22 protein-coding genes are annotated in these 22,122 nt (G+C 71.2%); 10 read left to right on the top strand and 12 right to left on the bottom strand.

Annotated features, from left to right (window positions below):
• Positions 1 to 238: 238 nt before the first annotated feature.
• Complete coding sequence (locus ACZ4N4_RS43825) at positions 239 to 631, top strand: SCO5389 family protein (RefSeq protein ID WP_351710524.1); 393 nt, start codon at positions 239 to 241, stop codon at positions 629 to 631.
• Between the two features lie 106 nt (positions 632 to 737).
• Here ACZ4N4_RS43825 and ACZ4N4_RS43820 read toward each other — a convergent pair whose 3' ends face one another.
• Positions 738 to 1,766: an LLM class flavin-dependent oxidoreductase gene (locus ACZ4N4_RS43820; protein WP_467599804.1), complete on the bottom strand. Its 1,029-nt coding sequence runs from the start codon at positions 1,764 to 1,766 to the stop codon at positions 738 to 740.
• A gap of 223 nt (positions 1,767 to 1,989) precedes the next feature.
• On the opposite strand from ACZ4N4_RS43820, the gene ACZ4N4_RS43815 reads away from it, so the two are divergent.
• Positions 1,990 to 2,343, top strand: a complete 354-nt coding sequence (locus ACZ4N4_RS43815) for an ATP/GTP-binding protein (protein ID WP_450767313.1) — start codon at positions 1,990 to 1,992, stop codon at positions 2,341 to 2,343.
• A gap of 45 nt (positions 2,344 to 2,388) precedes the next feature.
• On the opposite strand, the gene ACZ4N4_RS43810 is transcribed toward ACZ4N4_RS43815, so the two are convergent.
• The 7 genes from ACZ4N4_RS43810 to mce all read right to left on the bottom strand — a co-directional run bounded on the left by ACZ4N4_RS43810 (position 2,389) and on the right by mce (position 12,242).
• Positions 2,389 to 3,270 (bottom strand): ABC transporter permease, encoded by an 882-nt coding sequence (locus ACZ4N4_RS43810; RefSeq protein WP_453580455.1) that lies wholly within the window; start codon positions 3,268 to 3,270, stop codon positions 2,389 to 2,391.
• A complete protein-coding gene (locus ACZ4N4_RS43805) occupies positions 3,267 to 4,508 on the bottom strand; it encodes an ABC transporter ATP-binding protein (protein ID WP_467599801.1) in 1,242 nt (413 codons plus the stop codon). Before ACZ4N4_RS43805 ends, ACZ4N4_RS43810 begins: the two co-directional genes overlap by 4 nt.
• A gap of 120 nt (positions 4,509 to 4,628) precedes the next feature.
• Positions 4,629 to 5,405 (bottom strand): ABC transporter permease, encoded by a 777-nt coding sequence (locus ACZ4N4_RS43800; protein ID WP_467599798.1) that lies wholly within the window; start codon positions 5,403 to 5,405, stop codon positions 4,629 to 4,631.
• Complete coding sequence (locus ACZ4N4_RS43795) at positions 5,405 to 6,361, bottom strand: ABC transporter ATP-binding protein (protein ID WP_453580446.1); 957 nt, start codon at positions 6,359 to 6,361, stop codon at positions 5,405 to 5,407. The genes ACZ4N4_RS43800 and ACZ4N4_RS43795 overlap by 1 nt, the downstream gene beginning before the upstream one ends.
• Before the next feature lie 238 nt (positions 6,362 to 6,599).
• Positions 6,600 to 7,535, bottom strand: coding sequence for a coiled-coil domain-containing protein (locus ACZ4N4_RS43790; RefSeq protein WP_360477452.1), 936 nt, complete (start codon positions 7,533 to 7,535; stop codon positions 6,600 to 6,602).
• A 195-nt stretch (positions 7,536 to 7,730) separates the two neighbouring features.
• Positions 7,731 to 11,579 (bottom strand): polarized growth protein Scy, encoded by a 3,849-nt coding sequence (scy, locus tag ACZ4N4_RS43785; protein ID WP_467599795.1) that lies wholly within the window; start codon positions 11,577 to 11,579, stop codon positions 7,731 to 7,733.
• Positions 11,580 to 11,801: 222 nt separating this feature from the next.
• Complete coding sequence (mce, locus tag ACZ4N4_RS43780; protein ID WP_093499037.1) at positions 11,802 to 12,242, bottom strand: methylmalonyl-CoA epimerase; 441 nt, start codon at positions 12,240 to 12,242, stop codon at positions 11,802 to 11,804.
• 149 nt (positions 12,243 to 12,391) lie between these two features.
• Between mce and ACZ4N4_RS43775 the strand changes: the two genes are divergently transcribed.
• The 3 genes from ACZ4N4_RS43775 to ACZ4N4_RS43765 all read left to right on the top strand — a co-directional run bounded on the left by ACZ4N4_RS43775 (position 12,392) and on the right by ACZ4N4_RS43765 (position 16,105).
• Positions 12,392 to 13,597, top strand: coding sequence for an acetyl-CoA C-acetyltransferase (locus ACZ4N4_RS43775; RefSeq protein ID WP_453580439.1), 1,206 nt, complete (start codon positions 12,392 to 12,394; stop codon positions 13,595 to 13,597).
• A gap of 59 nt (positions 13,598 to 13,656) precedes the next feature.
• Positions 13,657 to 14,613, top strand: a complete 957-nt coding sequence (gene meaB / locus ACZ4N4_RS43770) for a methylmalonyl Co-A mutase-associated GTPase MeaB (protein ID WP_453580436.1) — start codon at positions 13,657 to 13,659, stop codon at positions 14,611 to 14,613.
• A 283-nt stretch (positions 14,614 to 14,896) separates the two neighbouring features.
• Positions 14,897 to 16,105 carry an MFS transporter gene (locus tag ACZ4N4_RS43765; protein WP_467599791.1) on the top strand — a complete coding sequence of 403 codons (1,209 nt, stop codon included), beginning with the start codon at positions 14,897 to 14,899 and terminating at the stop codon, positions 16,103 to 16,105.
• Positions 16,106 to 16,167: 62 nt separating this feature from the next.
• Here ACZ4N4_RS43765 and ACZ4N4_RS43760 read toward each other — a convergent pair whose 3' ends face one another.
• The 4 genes from ACZ4N4_RS43760 to ACZ4N4_RS43745 form a co-directional block, all read right to left on the bottom strand.
• Positions 16,168 to 16,644 carry a MarR family winged helix-turn-helix transcriptional regulator gene (locus ACZ4N4_RS43760; protein ID WP_351710553.1) on the bottom strand — a complete coding sequence of 159 codons (477 nt, stop codon included), beginning with the start codon at positions 16,642 to 16,644 and terminating at the stop codon, positions 16,168 to 16,170.
• Positions 16,645 to 16,737: 93 nt separating this feature from the next.
• A complete protein-coding gene (locus ACZ4N4_RS43755) occupies positions 16,738 to 17,535 on the bottom strand; it encodes an AIM24 family protein (protein WP_360477471.1) in 798 nt (265 codons plus the stop codon).
• Positions 17,532 to 18,182: an AIM24 family protein gene (locus ACZ4N4_RS43750; protein WP_467599788.1), complete on the bottom strand. Its 651-nt coding sequence runs from the start codon at positions 18,180 to 18,182 to the stop codon at positions 17,532 to 17,534. The genes ACZ4N4_RS43755 and ACZ4N4_RS43750 overlap by 4 nt, the downstream gene beginning before the upstream one ends.
• A 1-nt stretch (position 18,183) precedes the next feature.
• Positions 18,184 to 18,816, bottom strand: a complete 633-nt coding sequence (locus ACZ4N4_RS43745; protein WP_467599886.1) for an AIM24 family protein — start codon at positions 18,814 to 18,816, stop codon at positions 18,184 to 18,186.
• Positions 18,817 to 19,054: 238 nt separating this feature from the next.
• Between ACZ4N4_RS43745 and ACZ4N4_RS43740 the strand changes: the two genes are divergently transcribed.
• The 5 genes from ACZ4N4_RS43740 (at position 19,055) to ACZ4N4_RS43720 (ending at position 21,938) form a co-directional block, all read left to right on the top strand.
• Complete coding sequence (locus ACZ4N4_RS43740) at positions 19,055 to 19,399, top strand: DUF3817 domain-containing protein (RefSeq protein ID WP_453382504.1); 345 nt, start codon at positions 19,055 to 19,057, stop codon at positions 19,397 to 19,399.
• The gene (locus ACZ4N4_RS43735; RefSeq protein ID WP_467599785.1) at positions 19,396 to 19,689 is read left to right on the top strand and encodes an MTH1187 family thiamine-binding protein; all 294 of its coding nucleotides are present in this window, start codon (positions 19,396 to 19,398) and stop codon (positions 19,687 to 19,689) included. Before ACZ4N4_RS43740 ends, ACZ4N4_RS43735 begins: the two co-directional genes overlap by 4 nt.
• Positions 19,690 to 19,870: 181 nt before the next feature.
• A complete protein-coding gene (locus tag ACZ4N4_RS43730) occupies positions 19,871 to 20,614 on the top strand; it encodes a hypothetical protein (protein WP_467599782.1) in 744 nt (247 codons plus the stop codon).
• Positions 20,611 to 21,291, top strand: coding sequence for a DUF4166 domain-containing protein (locus ACZ4N4_RS43725; protein ID WP_467599779.1), 681 nt, complete (start codon positions 20,611 to 20,613; stop codon positions 21,289 to 21,291). Before ACZ4N4_RS43730 ends, ACZ4N4_RS43725 begins: the two co-directional genes overlap by 4 nt.
• Positions 21,288 to 21,938, top strand: a complete 651-nt coding sequence (locus ACZ4N4_RS43720; RefSeq protein WP_453579846.1) for a TetR/AcrR family transcriptional regulator — start codon at positions 21,288 to 21,290, stop codon at positions 21,936 to 21,938. Before ACZ4N4_RS43725 ends, ACZ4N4_RS43720 begins: the two co-directional genes overlap by 4 nt.
• The last annotated feature ends 184 nt before the right edge of the window (positions 21,939 to 22,122 follow it).

Below are 22,122 nucleotides of genomic sequence, written 5' to 3'. Positions count from 1 at the left end.
CTCTCGGCAGGCCCCGGCGACCGCTCCTGACGAGTCGCCTGCACACCTCTGTTCAACCCTGGCCGATTGTGTGCCTAAAGGGACCGTCGCATATACGCAATCTCCTGGTGGCGTCACCGTCCGTTGCCTACCGTAGTGAACGGGAGGTCGCTGTGTGTGTACTCAGCGTGTTCGGTATCGCGAACTCCCCATACCTGTCCGGCAACCCCTGCTGTTCGGGGGTGCGAGAGGAGAACCCATGTCGCTCGACGTCTCACCGGCCCTACTCGAACAGGCCGAGCGAGGCGAGGTCGACGAAGCAGATTTCGTCGACTGCGTCCGGACCTCCCTGCCCTACGCATGGGAGATGATCAGCTCCCTGGTGGCCCAGCTGAAGGTGGACGGCGGAGAGTTCGCCGACAACCAGACGCCCCCGCCGGACGAGCAGGCACGCGGTCAGCTGCTGCGTGCGCTCGCGAGTGACGCCATACGCGGCGCCCTGCAGCGGCACTTCGGTGTGCGGCTGGCCTTCCAGAACTGCCATCGTGTTGCGGTGTTCCCGCTGGACGTCTCGGTGGACGCGAGGCTGGCCCGCTTCACCTCGGTGCGCAGTCAGCTGCTGAACCAGTCCCCGGAGCTCCGGGACTGCTGACGCGGAGTTCCGGTACTGCTGACGCAGTGAGCCGCTTGCTTGCCGCTCCACACGCGGGAGGTGCAATAAGTCACTGGGGCGGCAAGCTCCCCGCGGAGGTGTGCGGTCACCGGAGGTGCGGCAGTACCTCGGCACCCAGCCGTCGTACGTTCTCCTCCGTGGCCGCAAGGTCCCCCGAGCCCTCGGTCAGCAGGGCGAATCGGGAGATACCGGTCCGCTCGGAGGTCGCCGCGAGCCGGTCGGCACACAGCCGCGGGGTCCCCACCGGGTGCAGTCCGCAGAGCAGTTCGGTGTAGGCGAGCGGATCGCGCATCGAGCGGAACCGGCCGTCCACCGTCACATGGGCCTCCAGGCCCTGCTTCAGCCAGCCCGGCATCGCCTTCGTCAGCGTCTCCACGGCGTCGGTGCGCCGGTCGGCGATCTGGCAGACGCCGGCCGAGACATGGGCCGCGCCGAGGATCTCCTCGGCGGGCCGTCCGGCGGCCCGCGCGTGCTGCCGCCACAGCGCGACCATCTCGGCCTTCTCCTCGTCCCCGACATGCATTCCAAGCAGCATCGCCAACCCCCGCTCGGCGGCCAGCCGAACGCTCGCCGGAGAGGTGCACGCGACCACCACCTCCGGCCCGGGCGCCTCCGTCAGCGCCTCCGACGGGCGTGGCACGACCGGGACTTCACGGAACGAGAAGCGCGGCCCGGTGGCCGACACGGCCGGTTCGCGCAGCCAGCGCATCAGCAGTTCGAGTGATTCCGGGAAGCCGCGTTCGTAGGCGTCGAGGCCGCTCCCGAACACCTCCAGATCCACCCAGGGCCCGCCCCGGCCCACGCCGAGGGTGAAGCGGCCGCCGCTCGTCACATGCAGCAGCGCGGCCTGTTCGCCGAGCGCCACCGGGTGGACCGTCGGCAGTACGCTCACCGCCGTACCGACCCGGAGACGCCTGGTGCGGCCCAGCAGTAAAGCCGCCAGCGTGACCGCGGACGGACAGGTGCCGTACGGCACGAAGTGGTGTTCGGCCAGCCAGACCGCGTCCAGACCGGCCTCCTCGGCCACCTCCGCCGTGCGCACCGCCCGGTGCAGCGCCTCGCCCTGGCCCTGGCCCGGGAACTGGGCGGCCAGCACAAAACTACCTACGCGCATCGTTTCTTCCTGCTTTCCTGGCTCCTACCCGGAGCTCCCCCACAGGGCATAACCGTCTGACACGTGCCGAGGACACGGCCTGGCGAAGAGATTTGCGGATTGTCTGGAGAATGGGTCGCCCTGGAGGGGGACTTGTGCGGGTTGGTGCCCTACGCGTACCCCCGGGCGCGCGTCGTAGGCTGGACACAGCCCGTGCTTCCTGTATAGCCCCGAGAGGTGTCCCGTGTCCCCGCGTCGCAACCGACCCCAGGGCCCGAATGGAGCCTCCTCGTCCGGACAGAGCTCCGGGCGGAGCGCCGAGGACGACCGCGCGGACCGTTACGGCGGCTGGCAGTCCAGCGAGAGCTGGCAGGGCGAGGAGTGGAGCGTGCGGCACGTGGCGGGCGCCAGCGCGCTCGGCAAGACGTACCGCTGCCCGGGCTGCGACCAGGTGATCCCCTCCGGTGTCCCGCACGTGGTGGCGTGGCCGGAGCACTCGGGCGTCGACGAGCGCCGGCACTGGCACAAGGCCTGCTGGAACGCGAAGAACCGCCGCACCACGCGGGTGCAGCGGTCCCGGAACGCGCCGAAGTTCTAGGCCGGCGGCTCTGCCGAAGGTTCTACCGGAGGCTCTGGAGGGACGTCACACGTCCCGCTTCTCCAGGAGCAGGTAGGCGCCGCCGAACGCGACGGCCGTCACGAGCAGGATGATCCACAGCGGGTCCCAGCCCGAAGGGCCGGAATCGCTGAGGGAGTTGGAGTAGAAGACACTCAGCTGGTTCGGGATCGAGTACTCGAACAGGGCCGTGCGCACCTTCTCCAGCGACTGCGAGAACATGAACAGCGCGATCACCAGCGGGGCGAGCACCGCGCCGATCATGATCGTGATCGCGCCCGCCGAGTGCCGGATGATCGAGCCGATGATCAGCGAGAGCAGCCCGAGCAGCGCGATGTAGAGGCTGACGCCGACGGTGCCCTTCAGCCATTCCCCGCCGGTCGGCGTCCGGGCGACGTCGTTCAGCATCGACACCTGCGTCATGGCCACGAACGCGCTGGCCGCGAGGGTGATCACGAACGCGACCGCGAAGAAGACGATCGCCTTGGCCGCGAGCACGCGGGCGCGGGAGGGGCAGGCCACCATCGTCGTACGGATCATTCCGGTGCCGTACTCGGAGGCCGTGGTCAGCACGCCCAGCGTGATGATGCACATGCTGCCGAGCAGCAGCCCGAAGAAGCCGAGCGACAGCGCGCTCTCGCTGGACAGGTCATCGGACGAGGCGGAACTGCTGACGACCGAGGCGGTGAGGAGGCCGATGCCGACGACGAGCAGGACGAAGACGCCGAGCGTCCAGATCGTCGAGCGCACCGAGCGGATCTTCGTCCACTCGGAGGCGATGGCGTGCCCGAGGTGGGTACGCACCACCGGGATCGGCGAGGTGTAACCGGGGTACGGACCGCCGGGCGCCGCCTGCCGGTCGGGCGCGGCCGGGGCTGCCTGCGGCATCGGGGGCTGGTGGGTGCTCATCGGGCGTCCTCGGGCTTGGTCAGGTCGGCGGGGGCGGAAGCGGGCGCGGGAGCCGGCTGTGACGATTCAGCGGGCGCCGGAGCGGGCGCCGCCGCCGGGGCGGCGTAGGGGTTGGGAGCGGCCTGAGGCGCCCCGTAGGGGGCCTGGGGGGCGCCGTACGCGCCTGCGGGCACCCCCTGCGCGCCGTAGGCCCCTGCGAACGGCTGGCCGCCCTGCTGGGGCGGCGGCGGGGCGTACCAGCCCGGCTGGCCCTGCCCGGGTACCGGCATCGGCGGCTGTGCGCCGGGCGGCAGCGGCTGCTGGAGGCCGGCCTTCTGGTCGATGCTGGACCGGTAGTCGACGGCGCCCTGCGTCATCCGCATGTACGCCTCCTCCAGGGAGGCCTGGTGCGGGGAGAGTTCCCACAGCCGTACGTCCGCCTCGTGCGCGAGGTCGCTGATCCGCGGCAGCGGCAGGCCGGTCACCCGGAGCGCCCCGTCCTGCTCGGGCATGACATGGCCGCCGGCCTCGGTCAGCGCCGAGCTGAGCTTCTCGCGCAGCTGCGGCTCGGTGTCCGGGGTGCGCACCCGCGCGAAGTCGGCGGAGTTGGCCGAAATGAAGTCCGTCACGCTCATGTCGGCGAGCAGCTGGCCCCGCCCGATGACGATGAGGTGGTCGGCGGTCAGCGCCATCTCGCTCATCAGATGGGAGGAGACGAAGACCGTACGGCCCTCGGCGGCGAGCGACTTCATCAGGTTGCGCACCCACAGGATGCCCTCCGGGTCGAGGCCGTTGACCGGCTCGTCGAAGAGCAGCACCTCGGGGTCGCCGAGCAGCGCGGCGGCGATGCCGAGGCGCTGGCCCATGCCGAGCGAGAAGCCCTTGGAACGCTTGCCGGCCACGTCCTGGAGGCCGACCACCCCGAGCACCTCGTCGACCCGGCGGGCCGGGATCGCGGACAGCTGGGCCAGGGAGAGCAGGTGGTTGCGGGCGGACCGGCCGCCGTGCACCGCCTTGGCGTCGAGCAGCGCGCCGACCTGACGGGCTGCGTTGGGCAGCCGGCGGTAGGGGTAGCCGCCGATCGTCACCGCGCCCGCGGTCGGGTTGTCCAGACCCAGGATCATCCGCATGGTCGTCGACTTGCCCGAGCCGTTGGGCCCGAGGAAGCCGGTGACGGCGCCCGGCCGCACCTGGAAGGAAAGGTTGTAGACGGCGGTCTTGTCGCCGTAGCGCTTGGTCAGGCCGACAGCCTCGATCATGCTCCGCACCCATCGAAAGGATCAGGACAGCAGGGCAGACGCCCCCGTAAGGGTTAGGAGGATATCCGGGCGCTGACGGTTCCCATCAAGAGCTGGCAAAGGCGGTCCGTATCGGTCCGGTCACTGGGCATCCCGTTTCTTCAGCAGGACGTACCCGCCGGCGAGCACGGCGACCACCCACAGTCCCATGATCCCGAGGCCGCCCCAGGGCCCGTACGGGACGTCGTCGCCGACCCTCGGCACCACCTGCATGATGTGGCTGCCCGCCTGGTCCGGCAGGAACCGGCCGATCTTCTTGGTGGCGTCCACGTTGCCGAGGACGTTGGAGATCAGGAAGAAGAACGGCATCAGGATGCCGAGGGACAGCATCGGCGAGCGCAGCATCGTGGCCACACCCATGGAGAACATCGCGATGAGGGCCATGTAGAGCCCGCCGCCGACGACCGCGCGCAGCACCCCGGTGTCGCCGAGGTACGCCCGGTGGGAGCCGAGCATGGCCTGGCCGAGGAAGAACGCGGCGAAGCTGGTCACCATGCCGACGACCAGCGCCAGGGCCGTCGCCACCGCGATCTTGCTGAAGAGGAAGGTGGCGCGCTGCGGCACGGCGGCCAGCGAGGTGCGGATCATGCCGGTGCTGTACTCGTTCGACACCACCAGCACCCCGAACACGATCATCGCGAGCTGTCCTAGGGTCAGCCCGGCGAAGCTGATGTTCGTCGGGTCGAAGGAGAGCCGTTCCCGGGCGGGCATGTTGCCGAACTGGCTGTTCGCCAGCGCGGAGAGCAGCATCCCGAGCGCCACGCTGACGACCAGGGCCAGCGACAGCGTCCACACGGTCGAGGAGACCGACCGGATCTTGGTCCACTCGGACCGTACGACCTGAGCGACGACCGCCATCACGCCCCCTTGTCCCAGCCGGAACCCCAGGCCTGCGGCACCGGGGCCGAGTCGGCGTGCGCGTGGTACTCCACGGACTCCGCCGTCAACTGCATGAACGCCTCTTCCAGCGAGGCCTGCTGGATGCTCAGCTCGTGCAGCACGATCCCGTGCTGCGCGGCCAGTTCTCCGACCGGCTCGGACTTCCCGCCCTCCACCTCCAGCGCCCCGGTCCCCGTCTCCACGACGGTGATCCCGGCCCCGTGCAGCACGTCGAGCAGCCGCTCGCGCTGGGGGGAGCGGATCCGGACGTACGACCGCGAGTTCATCCGGATGAAGTCCGCCATGGAGGTGTCGGCGAGCAGCCGCCCCTGCCCGATGACGACGAGGTGATCGGCGGTCAGCGCCATCTCGCTCATCAGGTGCGAGGAGACGAACACGGTCCGGCCCTGGGCGGCCAGCGACTTCATCAGATTCCGGATCCAGTGGATCCCTTCCGGGTCGAGTCCGTTCACCGGCTCGTCGAACATCAGGATCCGCGGATCCCCGAGCAGCGCGCCGGCGATCCCGAGCCGCTGCCCCATGCCCAGCGAGAACCCCTTGGCCTTCTTCCGTGCCACCGCCGTGAGCCCGACGGTGTCAAGGACCTCGGCCACTTTGGCCTTCGGAATCCCGTTGCTCTGCGCGAGGCACAGCAGATGGTTGAAGGCACTGCGCCCGCCATGCACGGCCTTGGCGTCGAGCAGCGCCCCCATGTACGTCAGCGGGTCCTTGAGCTGCTCGTACCGCTTGCCGTCGATCCGCACCCGGCCGGCCGTGGGGTGGTCGAGCCCGAGGATCATCCGCATGGTGGTGGACTTGCCCGAGCCGTTGGGCCCGAGGAAACCGGTCACGATGCCGGGCCGTACGGCGAAGGTGAGGTCGTCGACGGCGGTCTTGTCGCCGTAGCGCTTGGTCAGGCCCTCCAGCTCGATCATGCGGCCACGCTATGACCGGCCTACGGGCGCTGCCACCCGAGCGCCGTGGCCGGGTGCGGCGCCGTGGGGGCCGCCCGCGCAGTTCCCCGCGCCCCTTTCAGGGGCGTGCACCTGGCGCCCCTTCAGGGGCGCGGGAAACTGCGCGGGCAACCACATCCCACCCGCACCCGCATGACAAAGGCCCGCACCCCCCGAAGGGCATGCGGGTCTTTGAACGTCGGTCGTTACCAGTCCGCGCTTACCGGGACTGCTGGGCCGGAACCCCACGGGAGATCGGCTCGTCCTCCGCCGGAGAGCTCGCGGCGGCGACCGCCGCCCCCGTCAGCGTGGCCAGCATCTCGCGGACGTTGGTCAGCTGGGCGTTGATGCTGTCGCGGCGGTTGGTCAGCGCGGCCAGCTCACGCTCGGATTCCGAGCGGATCCGGTCGGCCTTGGCGTTCGCGTCCGCGACGATGTCCTCGGCCTGACGCTGAGCCGTCTCGACGGTCTGACGCGCCCGGCGCTCGGCGTCGGTGCGCAGCTTCTCCGCCTCGAGGCGCAGCTGCTCCGCGCGGTGCTCGATCTCGGCGAGGCGCTTCTCGGCCTTCTGCTGGCGCGAGGCCAGGTCACGCTCGGACTGCTCACGCCGCTTGGCGAGGTTCGTCTCGAAGTCGGCGGCGGCCTGCGCGGCCTTCGCACGGGTCTCCTCGAAGAGCGCGTCCGCTTCCTCACGCTTGGACTGCGCGTCCTTCTGGGCCTCGGAACGCAGCTGCGACGCGTCGCTCTTGGCCTTCTCGACGATCCGGACGCCCTCGTCCTCGGCCTTCGCCTTGCGCTCAGCAGCGAACGATTCTGCGTCGTTGCGCACCTGCTGGGCCGCCGACTCGGCGAGCTCACGGTGCTGCTCCGCCGCCCGGCGGGCCTCCTCGCGCAGGTCCTTCGCCTCCTCCTCGGCGAGGCGAAGGATCTTCTCGACACGCGCGCCGAGGCCGGCGTACGACGGCTCCGCGTCGCTTACCTGAGCCTGGGCGTTCTGCGTCTCGAGGTGGAGCTCCTCGATGCGCTTTTCCAGAGCGGTGATGCGGGCGAGAGCGCTGTCACGGTCGGAGACGAGCTTGGAGATGCGTTCGTCCACCTGAGCGCGGTCGTACCCACGCCGCACAAGCTCGAAGCCGTAGGGGGAAGTGTCGCTCATGGGGTTCCTGTCGAGTGAGACCGGTGAGGTGATAGGTGGAATCCTAGGGGCCGAAGCGGTGTGTCATCGAGCGGATACGTGTTTGATCTGGAGAATGACACCCCTTTTGGGTGGCTAGCTGTGAGATCGCTTGCCAAAGCCTCCGTCAAAGGTTCGGTCAAATACCCCAGAAGACTACAGAACCGGCACCGTTCTTTAACCTTCTGACGACTTGCCACCCGATCGAGGGGCGCCCACCGTGCTGCCCGCCTTGACTCCGCCGTCCTTGTTGGATGCCGGGGTCTCGAAGGATTCCAACGCCTCCAGGACGTCCTGGACACGGGAGATCTCGCCGTTGATGTTCTCGCGGCGGCGCTCCAGGATCTCCAGCTCGCGCTTGCCGGCGTCGACCGTGGCACGGGCCTCGCGGATCGCCTCGGCCTTGAGCTCCTCGGCCTCCCGGACCAGCGTGGCCTTCTTCTGCTCGGCCTCCTTGAGCAGCCCCTCGGCCTTCTTGACGGCGGCGATCCGGACCTTGCCCGCCTCGGAGTTGGCCTCCGAGACCAGGTCCTTGGCCTTGGCCTGGGCCTTGGCGAGCTGCTCCTCGGCGGCCTTGATGAGCGCGTCACAGCGGTCGCCGGTGGACTTCATGGTCTCGGCGGCCTCGCGGCGGGCGCGCTCGTGCAGGTCCTCGATCTCGCTGGTGATGCGGTCGCGCAGCTCCTCCGCCCGCTCCCTTATGGCGGTGGCGTCCCGGCGGGCGCCGACGAGCAGCTCGTCCGCGTCCGTGCGGGCCTTCTCCACCAGCGAGTTGCCCTCGACCGTGGCCTCGGACACCAGCCGGTCGGCCTCCTTGCGGGACGCGCCCACCATGCTGTCGGCCTGCGCCTCGGCGTCCGCGGTGGTCTGGTGGGCCTGCTGCTGCGCCTCGGTGAGCAGCTTGTCGGCTTCGGCGGTCGTCTCGTTGATGAGGGTGTCGACCTGCTCGGCCACGTCCTGACGCCGCTTGTTGGCTTCCCTGCGGGCGTCGTCGAGGGTGCGGTCGGCCTCCTCGCGGGCGGCGTTGACCATGCGCTCGGCCTCCGCCTCCGCCTCCGCCTTGAGCCGCTCGGCGTCGCTGCGGGTCCGCTCGGCATGCAGTTGCGCGGAACCGACCGTCTCGGCGGCCTCGGCCCGCAGCCGCTCCGCGTCCCCGGAGGCGTCCGCGATCAGCTTCTCCGCCTTGGCGATGGCGTCCGCGCGGACGCGGTCCGCCTCGGTGATGGTCTCGTTCTGCAGCCGCTCGGCCTCGTTGCGTGCCTCGGTGATGAGGGTGTCCGCCTGGGTCGCCGCGTCCGAGCGCAGGCGGTTGGCGTCCTCACGGGCCTCGGCACGGGTGCGCGTGGCGTCCTGCTCGGCCCGCGCGGTGGTGTCGGAGGCCTCGGTGCGCACCTGCTGGGCGTGTGCGGCCGCCTCCGAACGCAGCCGCTCCGACTCCGTCATGGCGTCGGCCACGGTCCGCTCGGCCAGCGCCTTCGCCGCCTCGGAGGCCTCGGCGGCCTCACGGCGGATCCGGGCCGCGTCCTCGCTGGCCCGCTCCCGTTCGGCGTAGGCGTCCGCGCGGACCCGGTCCGACTCCTCCTCGGCCTCCCGGCGCGTGCGGTCCGCGACATGCTCGGCGGCCGAACGCAGCCCGGCGATCTCCTCCTGCGCCTGCTCGTGCAGCCCGGAGACCGAGTCCCGTACCTGCTGGGCGTGGAGCTCGGCGGCCGACACCATCTCGGTGGCCCGCCGGTCCGCCTCCTCGACCAGCCGTACGGCTTCGGCCTGCGCCTCCTCGACCCGGTTGCGCGCCTGAGCCAGCAGGTCCTCGCTCTGCTCGCGGGCCCGCTCGCGCTCCTGGTCGGCCTCCTGGCGTGCGGAACCGAGCAGCTCCTCGGCCTCCCGGCGCCGCCGGGCGGCCTCCTCCTGGGCGGCCGCCAGCGTCTCGGACGCCTCGGTGGACAGCCGCTCGGCCGCCGCCTGCGCCTCGGCGCGGACCCGGTCGGCGGTGTCCTGGGCCTCCTGCTTGAGCCGCTCCGCCTCGGCCGCGGCCTCGGACCGCAGCCGTACGGCGATGGACTCGCCCTCCGCGCGGGACGCGGACGCGTCGGCGGCGGCCTCGTCGCGCAGCCGCTGGGCCTCGGTCTCGGCCTGCTGCTGCAGCGTGCGAATGCGCTCGGCGGCCTCGGAGCGGAGCCGGTCGGTCTCCTCGCCGGCCTCCCGGCGGATCCGGCCGGCCTCCTCACGGGCCTCGGTGAGCGACTGCTCGGCGTTCGCGAACCGTTCCTCGGCCTCGGTGTGCAGCCGGGCCAGCTCCTCGGCGGCCTCCGCGCGCCGGGCCTCGACGCCCCGCTCGGTCTCCTCGCGCAGCTCGCGCGCGGCCCGCTCGGCGTCCTCCTTGAGAGCCTCGGACTGCTCCAGGATCTCGGTGCGGTGCCGGTCGGCCTCCTGGCGGGTGCGCTCCAGGGTCTCCTCGGCCTGCCGGCGCAGCGTGGTCGCGCGCTCGATGGCCTCGGTGCGGACCTTCTCGCTGTCCGCGGTGGCGGTCTGCCGCAGCTCGTCCGCGTCGGCCTTGGCCTTGGCGAGCAGCTCCTCGGCGGACCTGGCCCCCTCCTCGATCTGCTGCACGGCCTCGCGTCGGGCCTCGGCGCGGATCGACTCGCCCTCGGCGACCGCTTCGGAACGCAGCTGCTCGGCCTCGCCGCGCAGCCGGCGGGCCTCCTCCTGCAGCTCGACCGTCTTGGCGCGGTACTCCTTGGTGTCGTCCTTCGCCGTGCCCTTGAGCTGTTCGGCGATGTCGTGCGCCTCGGCGCGCAGCCGGTCCGCCTCGGTCTCCGCCTCGGTGCGGATCCGCTCGGCCTCCTCGGCGGCGGCCTTGGTGGTGCGCTTGGCCTCCTCGGCCGCCCTGTTCAGGACGTCCTCGGCGGTCTTGGCGGCCTTGGACAGCTGGGAGGCGCTCTCCTCGGCGGTCAGGGTGCGGGCCTTCTCGGAGGCCTCCGCGATGATCTTCTCGGCCTCGGCCTTGGCGTCCGCGACGACCTGCTCGGCGCTCGCCTTGGTGGCCTCGGCGTCCTTGGTGGCCTCGCTGACCAGCCGGGCGACCTGCTCTTTTGCCGTACGGGTGCGCTGCTCGTTGGTGGCCTCGGCGCTGGAGAGGGCCTTCGTGGCGTTCGCCTCGGCCTCGGCGACCAGCTTCTCGGCCTCGGACTGCGCCTTGCGCAGCGTCTCCTCGGCCTCGGCCATCCGCTGCTCGGCGGCCCGGCTCAGCTCACCGGCCTGCCGGCGGGCCGTGTCCGACTCCGTCGCGGTGGAACTGCGCAGCTGTTCCGCGTGGTCGGTGGCCTCCTGGGCCTGCGTGGACGCGGCGTTCAGCAGCCGCTCGGCGTCCCGGCGGGCGCGCAGCAGCAGCTGCTCGGCCTCCGCGCGAGCCGCCTCGGCGTCGCTGGTGACCCGCTGCCGGGCCTCGGTGGCCAGCCGCTCGGCCTCGGCGCGGGCCGCGGTCATGGCCTGCTCGGCCTCGGCCCGCGACTCGTCGAGCAGCCGCCGGGCCTGGGACTCGGTCCGGGCCCGCAGCTGCTCGGCCCACGCCACGTTCTCGTTGACGTGCGACTCGACGGTCTGGCGGCGCTCGGCCAGCTCCTGGTCCAGCTGCTGGCGGCGGGTCACCGCCTCCTGGTGCAGCTCGGCCTGGAGCCGGGCGGCCTGCTCGGCATGCTCCTGGAGGATGCGCTGGGTCTGCGCCCGAGCCTCCGCGGCCACCCGCTCCGCCTCCTGGCGGATCTGGTCGGCCTGCACCTGGGCGTTCCGCAGCAGCTGCTCGGCGTGATAACCGATGTCACCGCCGTCGAACGCGGGCCGGGACATGATGGTGCGGCGCGCCTCGTGCAACTTGGCGCGCAGCACCTCGACCTGGTAGCCGAGGTCCTCGGCATGCTGGATCGCCTTTTCCCGCTCGGTCTTCAGCCGTTTCATCTCGGCCTCGAACCGAGAGAGGTGGTCGACGTCAGCCGCCGGCTCTCGCTCCTGGCTCTCGTAGCCCCGCACTGCGCGGTCCCATCCGTCCCCTGGTCGCAACCTTCTCCGAACGAGCTCCGTCCATCCGCCGAACGGGGCCCCCGGGGAATGGTGTCAGATCAACGGCGGAGCACGGGCTGCTGCCCCGACGCTCGTCCCCCGAAACCCGGACCCCGGCATGCGGCCGCCCCGGCCCTGCGAACGTGCGAAGGGACGACCGCCCCCAACCCTACCGGCCCATATGTACGAGGGTCAGTGCTCAGGTGACTCAACCGCCGCCGAAGTGACCAGTTCTGTCAGTACTCCGTGGCAATCCTTCGGGTGCAGGAAGGTGATCCGCGACCCCATGGAGCCGATCCGTGGCTCCTCGTACAGAACGCGTACGCCCTTGGAACGGATGTCCGCGGCGTCACCGTCCACGTCCGCCGTACCGAAGGCGATGTGGTGCACCCCCTCGCCGTTCTTCGCGAGCCACTTGCCGACCGCCGAGTCCTCCCTGGTCGGTTCCAGAAGCTGCAGGTAGGAGGCGCCTCCGTCGGACGTCTCGTTGATCTTGAGCATGGCCTCCCGCACGCCCTGCTCCTCGTTGACCTCGGTGTGGAACACCTCGAAGCCGTACGTGGCCCGGTAGAACTCGACGGTCGCGTCGAGGTCGTGGCAGGCGATCCCGATGTGGTCGATTCGCGTCAGCATGGATTCAGTGCAGCGCCACCGCGTTGGTTACGCAACGTGCCAGCGATCACACTGACGGCCCGATGACGGCACGGAGTGCCACGCAATACATTCGAAGTAAACCCTCGTTCACTCCTCGGCAGTGCAGCCGGTAAGGGGATTCGCAGCTCATGACTTCTGGAACCGCCGGAACCACCTCAGTGATCGTCGCGGGCGCGCGGACGCCCATGGGACGACTGCTGGGCTCGCTGAAGTCCTTCTCCGGAGCCGACCTGGGCGGCTTCGCGATCAAGGCCGCCCTCGACCGTGCGGGGATCGGCGGCGACCAGGTGCAGTACGTGATCATGGGTCAGGTGCTGCAGGCCGGCGCCGGCCAGATCCCGGCCCGCCAGGCCGCCGTGAAGGCCGGCATCCCGATGAGCGTCCCGGCGCTCACCATCAACAAGGTCTGCCTCTCCGGCCTCGACGCCATCGCCCTGGCCGACCAGCTGATCCGCGCCGGCGAGTTCGACATCGTGGTCGCGGGCGGCCAGGAGTCCATGACCAACGCCCCGCACCTGCTCCCCAAGTCCCGCGAGGGCTTCAAGTACGGCGCCATCGAGATGCTCGACGCGATGGCGTACGACGGCCTGACCGACGCCTGGGAGAACATCCCCATGGGCGAGTCGACCGAGAAGCACAACACCCGCCTCGGCCTCGGGCGCGAGGAGCAGGACGCGGTGGCCGCCCTGTCCCACCAGCGGGCCGCCGCCGCGCAGAAGAACGGCGTCTTCGAGGCCGAGATCACCCCGATCGAGATCCCGCAGCGCAAGGGCGAGCCGGTCGTCTTCAGCAAGGACGAGGGCATCCGCGGCGACACCACGGCCGAGTCGCTGGGCCGGCTGCGCCCCGCGTTCACCCGCGACGGCACGATCACGGCCGGCTCCTCCTCGCAGATCTCCGACGGCGCGGCGGCCGTGGTCGTGATGAGCAAGGCCAAGGCCGAGGAGCTGGGCCTGGAGTGGCTCGCCGAGATCGGCGCCCACGGCAACGTGGCGGGACCGGACAACTCCCTGCAGTCCCAGCCGTCCAACGCCATCAACCACGCCCTCAAGAAGGAGGGCCTGGAGGTCGGCGACCTGGACCTCATCGAGATCAACGAGGCGTTCGCCGCGGTCGCCGTCCAGTCAATGAAGGACCTCGGGGTGTCCACCGAAACGGTGAACGTCAACGGCGGCGCCATCGCCCTGGGCCACCCCATCGGCATGTCCGGCGCCCGTCTCGTCCTGCACCTCGCCCTGGAGCTCAGGCGGCGCGGCGGCGGGGTCGGCGCGGCCGCGCTGTGCGGTGGCGGCGGCCAGGGTGACGCCCTGATCGTGCGGGTACCGAAGGCCTGAGCACGCTTCTCCGAGCCAGCGGAAGCGAACGGAAGCGAACGGAAGCGAACGGAGCTGTGATGCAGGACGTCTCCTCACTGGTGGCCCAGGCCAGGGAGGGCCGACCGCGTGCGGTGGCCCGGCTCATCTCCCTGGTGGAGGGGGCGTCCCCGCAGCTCAGGGAGGTCATGGCGGCACTCGCGCCGTTGACGGGCAACGCGTATGTCGTCGGCCTGACGGGCTCCCCGGGGGTCGGCAAGTCGACCTCCACCTCGGCCCTGGTGACCGCCTACCGCAAACAGGGCAAACGGGTCGGCGTGCTGGCCGTCGACCCGTCCTCGCCCTTCTCCGGAGGCGCCCTGCTCGGTGACCGCGTCCGCATGTCCGACCACTCCTCGGACCCCGGCGTCTACATCCGCTCGATGGCCACGCGAGGCCACCTCGGCGGCCTCGCCTGGGCCGCCCCGCAGGCCATCCGCGTCCTGGACGCCGCGGGCTGCGACGTGATCATCGTCGAGACGGTCGGGGTGGGCCAGTCGGAGGTGGAGATCGCCTCCCAGGCGGACACGTCCGTCGTCCTGCTGGCCCCCGGCATGGGCGACGGCATCCAGGCGGCCAAGGCCGGAATCCTGGAGATCGGCGACGTGTACGTGGTCAACAAGGCCGACCGGGACGGCGCGGACGCCACCGCCCGCGAACTGAACCACATGCTCGGGCTCGGCGAGTCCCGGGGCCCCGGCGACTGGCGCCCCCCGATCGTCAAGACGGTCGCGGCCCGCGCCGAGGGCATCGACGAGTTGGTGGAGGCCCTGGAGAAGCACCGCGCGTGGATGGAGGAGCGGGGCGTCCTGGCGGAACGCCGGCTGGCCCGCGCCGCCCGCGAGGTCGAGACCATCGCCGTGACGGCGCTGCGCGCACGCATCGGCGACCTCCACGGGGACCGCCACATCGGCGCACTCGCGGAACGCATCGTCACCGGCGAACTGGACCCCTACCGCGCGGCGGACGAACTGGTGACGGGACTGACGGAGGCCTGACACCGGCCGGCCCGACACCGCGGGGGGTACGGGCCGTGGTGCGCCGCGGGCCGACGGCGGCTGATCGCGCCCACGCGGCGGAGCCGCCCAAGTCCCAGCCCCGCGCCCTTGAAGGGGCGTTACGGCGGCAGCGGCCCGAAGTCCCGTCCGTGCTGCTAGCTTGAGCGGCGTGTTCCTCTCCTTGGCGTAAGAGCGCATCCGGCGCCGCCCTCGGCACGTGACCGTCGTGTGCCGGGGCGGACTCAGGTGTCCCCTCTTCCGCGTCCCACAGAGGAACCCACGTATGTCCGCGCTGACTTCATCGCGCCCTTCAGCCGCCCGGCGACCGTCGTACGCCGCCGTCCTGCGCGTCCCGCACGCGCGCCGCACCTTCCTCGCGGCCCTCGCGGCTCGCCTCGCCTACGGCACCGTCTCCCTGTCCGTCCTGCTGTCCGTGACCCGCGCGACCGGTTCCTACGCCGTGACGGGCCTGGTAATGGCCCTCTTCGGCGGCTCCGCGGTCATCCTGCTGCCGGTCCGGGCGACCTTGGTGGACCGGTACGGCCCCCGGCGGGCCCTGCCACCCATGGCGGCCGTCTACAGCGCCGTGCTCTGCCTGCTCGCGGCCCTGACCTGGCGCCCGGGCGCCCCGCCGACGGCGCTCGCCGTCACCGCCGCCCTCTCCGGCTGCGTCGCGCCACCCCTCGGCCCCACCATGCGGGCGGTGTGGGGCCGCCTGGTCGACGACCCGGCGCTGCTTCGGCGGGCCTACAGCCTGGACGGGGTCGCCGAGGAACTGCTGTTCGTGTCCGGCCCGGCGCTGGTCGGCCTGCTGCTGCGCTTCGGTCCGCCGCCGGCCGGCCTGCTGCTGAGCGCGGTGCTCATGCCGGCCGGCACCTGCGCGTTCGTGATGTCACCGGCGGTGCGGGGCGCGACTCCCGCGAAGGGTGCGGCCGGCGGCCCGCCCGGGCGTTTCCCGGCGGCCCCCGTGGTCGCGGCCGCCGGCCTGGGGCTCGCCCTGAGCGGTGCCGACCTGCTCGTGATGGCCTTCGCCGAGCAGCGGTCGTACGGCACCGAGGTCGTCGCCTGGGTCCTGGCCGCGCTCTCGGTGGGCAGCGCGGTGGGAGGCCTGCTGAACGGGGCGGTGGACTGGCGCCGCCCGGCCGCCGAACGGCTGGCATGGCTGACGGTGGCCCTGGGGGCGGCGCTGGCCCTGGCCGGGTCGGCCCCCGGTGTCTGGTCCCTGGCCCTGGCCATGACGGCCACGGGCGTGTTCGTGGCACCGACCCTGACGACGGCGTACCTGCTGGCCGACGAGATGGCCGGCGAGTCCGCACGGACCCGGGCCGGCGCTTGGGTGAACGCGGCGGTGAACGCCGGAAGTTCGGCGGGCCCGGTGGCCGCCGGGCTGGTACTCGGCCGGCTGCCGCTGGGACTCTGCTTCGCCCTGGCCGGAGCCACGGCCCTGACCTCGGCCGCAGCGGTGGCGGCGGTCACCCGGCGACGCCCATGACGAGGGGCGGCGGACGAGACCTGAACCCTCGTCCGCCGCCCCTCGTCAGGTGCCGTGCGCCGTCACGGGCGCCCGCGTTGTCCCCGCAGGTGTTCGGCGATCGGCTTCAGGCCCTTGTCGAGCTCTATGAGTGCCTCCGGCGACAGCAGGTCGATGAAGTGCCGTCGCACGGAGGCGACATGATGTGGCGCCACCTTCTTCATCGTCTCCATGCCGTGCTCGGTGAGGACGGCGAACAGCCCGCGGCGGTCGGACTCGCAGTTCTCGCGGCGTACCAGGTTCGCGTTCTCCATACGGGTGATCTGGTGGGAGAGCCGGCTCTTGGACTGGAGCGTCGCCGCCGCGAGGTCGCTCATCCGCAGCCGGTAGTCCTCGGACTCGGACAGATTCACCAGGATCTCGTAGTCGTTCATTGTCAGGCCGAACGGCTGCAGATCCTTTTCGAGCTGGTACGTCAACAGCCTGTTGACCTCCAGGTGGGTGCGCCAGGCGCACTGCTCCGCATCGGTCAGCCAGCGCGTGGCCGTCTCGGTCTCCATAGTATGAAGTCTACCTAAAATGTTGAAAGGCGAACTAGTGAGGGTGGTGTGACTGCGCGCACGCGTTCGATGTCACACTCCGCAGACTACCGCTCACAGCCCGAAGCGACGTTGCAGGTCCCCCAGCTGTCCGGGAAGGCGCGGTGTGCCCTGCTGCTGTGAATGACCTGTGAAAGGCCCTCCTCCGCCGGGTACTCCGGGCTCGTGTGGAACCGCTCCCGTCGCCTGCTCCGCCATCAGGGTCTCGGTCGACTGGAGCAGCACCGTGCCGGCCCCCACGAACTCGAACTGGTGCTCCTCCCCGGAGGCCCCGCCGAGGCCCGTCATCGCACGTAGACCGCCCATGACCCCGGTCATGTAACCGTGGTCGTAGTGGTGGCACGGGGAGGGGCAGTCGGCCCATCCCACGAGCGCCTGCGGGTCCACCCGGATCGGGGGTTCCATGAACACCACCGGACCGTTGGACGCGGCCACAAACTTTCCGGTTCCGATAAGGGTCAGAAAACCCGGCACGATCGACTGTTTGAGCGCGAGACTTGGCTGAAAAGCGAGCAGGTTGCCAGAGCGAATGGTCAGGTTGCCCTCGTCCAGATCGTACGAATTGACGTCGAAGGCCCGGTCGGCGAGGAGCATCTTGCCCGAGCCCTCCGCCACCACCCAGTCGCTCGCGTGCAGAGGCGAATGGAACGAAGTGCGCACCAGACGGTCCAGACGGCCGTGTCCGACGCCGTTGAAGTCGATCGAGCCGTAGTAGGCGATCATCTTCCCCTTCTGCAGGAACCACTGGCCGCTCTTGAGCTCCACGCAGAAGGTGTACTTGTTGACGTTGTCGTCGACGGGGAGGGTCATGGGGTCGTGGACGACCGGCCCGGCGGCACCGTACGCGCTCACAGCTTCTCCTCCGACGCCTGGACGTACACCGTGCCGTTTCCGCTGAGCTCCAGCTGGAACGCCTCGCCGGAGCCCCGGCCCACCATGTCCCGCCAGCCGAGCGCGGTCGACAGCTTGTTGCGGACGTCGCCGTGGTGGGCGACGTAGGCCTGCGGGTCGACATGGACCGGGCGCTGCGGGGTGATCGGGATCTCGAAGACCCCGCCGTGGGCCATCACGGCGACCGCGCCCCGGCCCTTGAGGGTGGTCGTGAACAGGCCCTGGCCGGTGACCTGGCCGCGCACCATGCCCATCACACCGCCCTGGGAGCCCATGAACATCGTGCCCTGCTGGAGCGTGCCCTCGAAGGCGAGCAGCCGGTCGGCCTCGACGTAGAGGGTGTCGCCGGTGAGGGTGATGACCTGGACGTGATGGCCGCCGTGCCCGAAGAAGACCGTGCCGCTGCCCTCGACGGTCATCAGCGGGGTGGCCTCGCCCGTGACCCGGCGGCCGATCATGGACATCAGGCCGCCCTGGCCGCCCTGGATGTTGGGTGTGAAGGACACCTCGCCCTTGTAGGCGAGCATCGCCCCGCGCTGGCTGTAGAGCCGCTGCCCGGGCATGACGGTCGCCTCGACCATCTTGGAGTTCACTTCGCGCAGGGCCATCTCACACGTCCCCCGCGATCGTGTTCCGCTCGCTCGGCTGCACGTACACCAAGCCGTTCCCCTCGAACCGGATCTGGAAGGCCTCGCCGCCGCCCTCCCCGAGGAGCGTGCGGAATGTCACACCTGACTGGAAGGACTGGCGGAGGTTGCCCTGGTGGGCGATATAGGCGCCCGGGTCCACGGTCAGCGGGTACTGCGCGCTGACCCGGAGCACCACCGCCGGGCCGTCCGACATGATCGCCGCCTGGCCGTGGCCCTCGACCGTGGTCGTGAACAGGCCGTTGCCCTGGGAGGCGCCGCGCAGGCCCGTGAAGGTCGTGCCGGTGCGCAGGCCGGCGTCGGTCGCGAGCAGGTTGCTCGACTCGACGTACAGCTTGTCGCCCTGGAGACCGACCAGGTTGATCTCGGACGCGCGGTCCGCGAACCAGCACGTCCCGTGCCCCTTCACCTCCATCACCGTCATCTGCTCGCCGGTGAGCCGCCGGGTCACCATCCCCCGTAGCCCCTCACCGCCGCCGCTCAGTTTCTTGAACGCCATCTGCCCGTCGTACGCGACCATCGAGCCGTTCTTCGCCTTCACGGCGTCCCCGGTCATCTCGACGGCGAGCACCTTGCTGCCTTGGAGTCGGAACATCGCCACGCTGCGAAGGTAGCCGCAGGCCGACGCCACCAACAGGTCCCACGGGTGGACACCGTCCCGGATCCGACCCCTAGGGGCCGGCCGCGGATCCCGGAGACAGCGCCCCGAGGGGGCCCGCCCGGGAGCGGGCCGCCCACCCCCGCGCGGGGGCGGTGAGACCCTTTGCCACAATGGGTGAACGTTTGTGCTTGCGTTCACAAAGAGTGGACGTCTCTCCCACCGAAGGTGACTCGTGGACATCAAGACCGCCACCGCCATCCGCCGCCTGCGCCTGGTCTCCGCCCCGGAGGCCGTCTCCTTCCTGATCCTCCTCGTCTGCTCGGTGCTGAAGCGGACCACGGACTTCAACGCGGTGCCCGTGATGGGCGCGATCCACGGTGTCCTGTTCATCCTGTACGTGATCTTCTGGGCCGACGCCTGGAACCGCACCAAGTGGTCCCCGGGCACCGCCGCGTTCTACTTCGTCCTCTCCGTCCTGCCGACCGGCGGCTTCTTCGCCGAGCGCAAGCTCAAGCGGGCCGCCGAGGACGCGCTCATCGCCGCCCGCGCCCGCCAGGAAGGGGTCGTGAACGCATGATCGTCGCCTTCTCCGTGACGCCGCTGGGCGTCGGCGAGGACGTCGGGGAGTACGTCGCCGACGCCGTCCGGGTGGTCCGCGAGTCCGGGCTGCCCAACCGCACCGACGCCATGTTCACCTCCATCGAAGGCGAGTGGGACGAGGTCATGGACGTCGTCAAGCGCGCCGTCGCCGCCGTCGAGGCGCGTGCCCCGCGGGTCTCCCTGGTCCTGAAGGCGGACATCCGCCCCGGTGTCACCGACGGCCTGACCAGCAAGATGGAGACGGTCGAGCGGCACCTCGCCCAGTAGCCGACAGCCGCGGCCGCGGTCGTAGCCGCAGCCGGACGTCGCGACCCCCGGTCCCTCAGGGCCGGGGTTTTCTTCTCCCCGGTGATTGAGCGATCGCTCAAAAACCGGTACCGTCGCCTCGGTGGGGTTGAGCGATCGCTCAAAAATACTCAAAGGACCAGGTGACGGGGGTACGACACCAATGGGGCTCTATATAGAGGCGCACATCCGCGCCGACCTCGACGAACTGTGGGCACACACCCAGGACCCGGCCCGGCACCAGCGCTGGGACCTCAGGTTCACCGAGATCGACTACCTCGCGCGCGTGCCGGACGACCCGCAGCGCTTCCGCTACGCCACCCGGGTGCTGCCGTTCCTCACGATCGCCGGGACCGGGATCTCGGCGGGGGAGAAGGAGCGCCCCGACGGCACCCGCACCTCCGCCCTGCGCTTCGCCTCCCCGCACCCGCTCTCGCTGCTCGCCGAGGGCAGCGGCTACTGGCGTTACGTCCCGGTCGCCGACGGCGTCCGGTTCCTCACCGGCTACGACTACCGGCCCCGCTGGGGCGGCTTCGGCGCGCTCGCCGACCGGTTCGTCCTGCGCCCCCTGATGGGCTGGGCGACCGCCTGGTCCTTCGACCGGCTGCGGCTGTGGCTGGAGCGCGGGATCACCCCGGAGCGGGCGCGGTGGAACTGGCTGGCCGAGATGACGGCCCGTGCGCTGACGACCGCCGGCTGCGCCGCGGGCCTGAGCCGGGGGCCGGTCCTCGACGCCCTCTCGCCCACCGTCGCCTTCCTGGTCCCGCTGCTCCTCGTGGTGGCCCTCTCCCTGGCCCTCTTCGCGCCCCCGCTCGCCACCACTCCGGCCGCCCGCCGCTGCCGGCGCACCCCGCCGACCCGGGTGACCGCGCCCCGGGTCCTGCGCACCCTGGAGAGGCAGCCGTGACGTCCATGTTCCGTACCGTCCTGGGCGACGACTTCGACCGGTTGCATCCGCAGCTCCAGCGGCGCTTCTCGGTCGGCCTGGCGAGCGGTGAGGCCTGCACCGGCCGGGGTGTGATGGAACGGATCTGGCACGGGCCGGCGTTCGTGAAGCCGTTCCTGGCGCTGGGCACCACCCGGAACATCCTGGTCCCGAAGGCGGGCCGGAACATTCCGTTCGTGATCGAGAACGTGCCCTACGTCGACACCTACGGCCGTGAGACGGTGACCTTCGTGCGCACCTTCGACCTGCCCGGACGCTTCCGCCGCTTCGACGCCCAGATGGTGCTCAGCCCCAAGGGCGACCGCATCCTCGACTACCTCGGCACCCACCAGCACCTCGCCAGCGAGCTGCACCTGCACGCCGAGCCCGACGGCTCGCTGCTCATCCGCTCCGGCGAACACCGGTTCAGGGAGGGCCCGGTGGACGTCCGGGTCCCGGAACTCGCCGGTGCCACCGCCGAGGTGCGCGAGTCCTACGACGACCGGGCCGGCCGCTTCCGTATCCAGGTGCGGGTCGTGAACCGGTACTTCGGTCCGCTCTTCGGCTATCAGGGCTCCTTCGAGGCGTCGTACACCGATGTCCGCCGGTGCGGGGTCCGGCCGGGGCTGCGGCCGGTCCGTGAGGAGCCGCGCGCGTGAGCCCGGAGACCGCCAAGTCCCTGGAGACGAAGAACAAGCTGCTGGAGGGCGCGCTGCGGACGCTCACCGAGCAGGGGATCGCCAAGACCTCGGCCCGTACGGTGGCGGCGGCCGCCGGGGTCAACCAGGCGCTGGTCTTCTACCACTTCGGCTCCGTGGACGAACTGCTCGCGGCGGCCTGCCGGTACGGTGCCGCACAGGCCGTCGACCGCTTCCGCCCCCGACTCGCCGCGGTCGGCTCGCTCGCCGAACTCCTGGCCGTGGGCCGGCAGATCCACGAGGAGGAGCGCGCGGGCGGCCATGTCGCCCTGCTCGGACAGCTGCTGGCCGGCGCCCAGACCCAGGAGGCACTCCGCCCCGCCACCGCGGCCGGCCTCGACCTGTGGATCGCGGAGATCGAGACGGTGCTGGTCCGGGTCCTCGCGGCCACGCCGTTCGGTGAGTTCGCCGACCCGGCCGGGCTCGCCCGCGCGGTCGCCGCGTCCTTCGTGGGCATAGAGCTCTACGAGGGCGTCGACGCGTCCGGCGCCCACGCGGCCCTGGACGCCCTGGAGCAGCTCGGCGCACTGGTGGCCGCACTGGACGACCTCGGTCCGGTGGCCCAGCGCGCGGTCCGGCACCACCTGCGGCGGGTCGGCCGCCGCTAGGGGCTGTCCGGCGGATCATGCCGCGGACGCGGCGTACCGTGACGGGTGCCGGGGCGCCGGGGGTGGTGTGCTGCTGCGGCCTCGCGGCGGCGGTCCGGCGGCCGTCGCGGCCGGTGTCGTAGGGGCCGGTGTGCGGCCGTCCCGGCACTCCCTGCCGGAGTGTGCCGTCGGCGGTGGGGGCCGA

Source organism: Streptomyces sp. NPDC026538 (assembly GCF_055567535.1).
The sequence above is the reverse complement of the archived record's forward strand: the minus strand, read 5'-3'. Positions and strand labels throughout refer to the sequence as shown.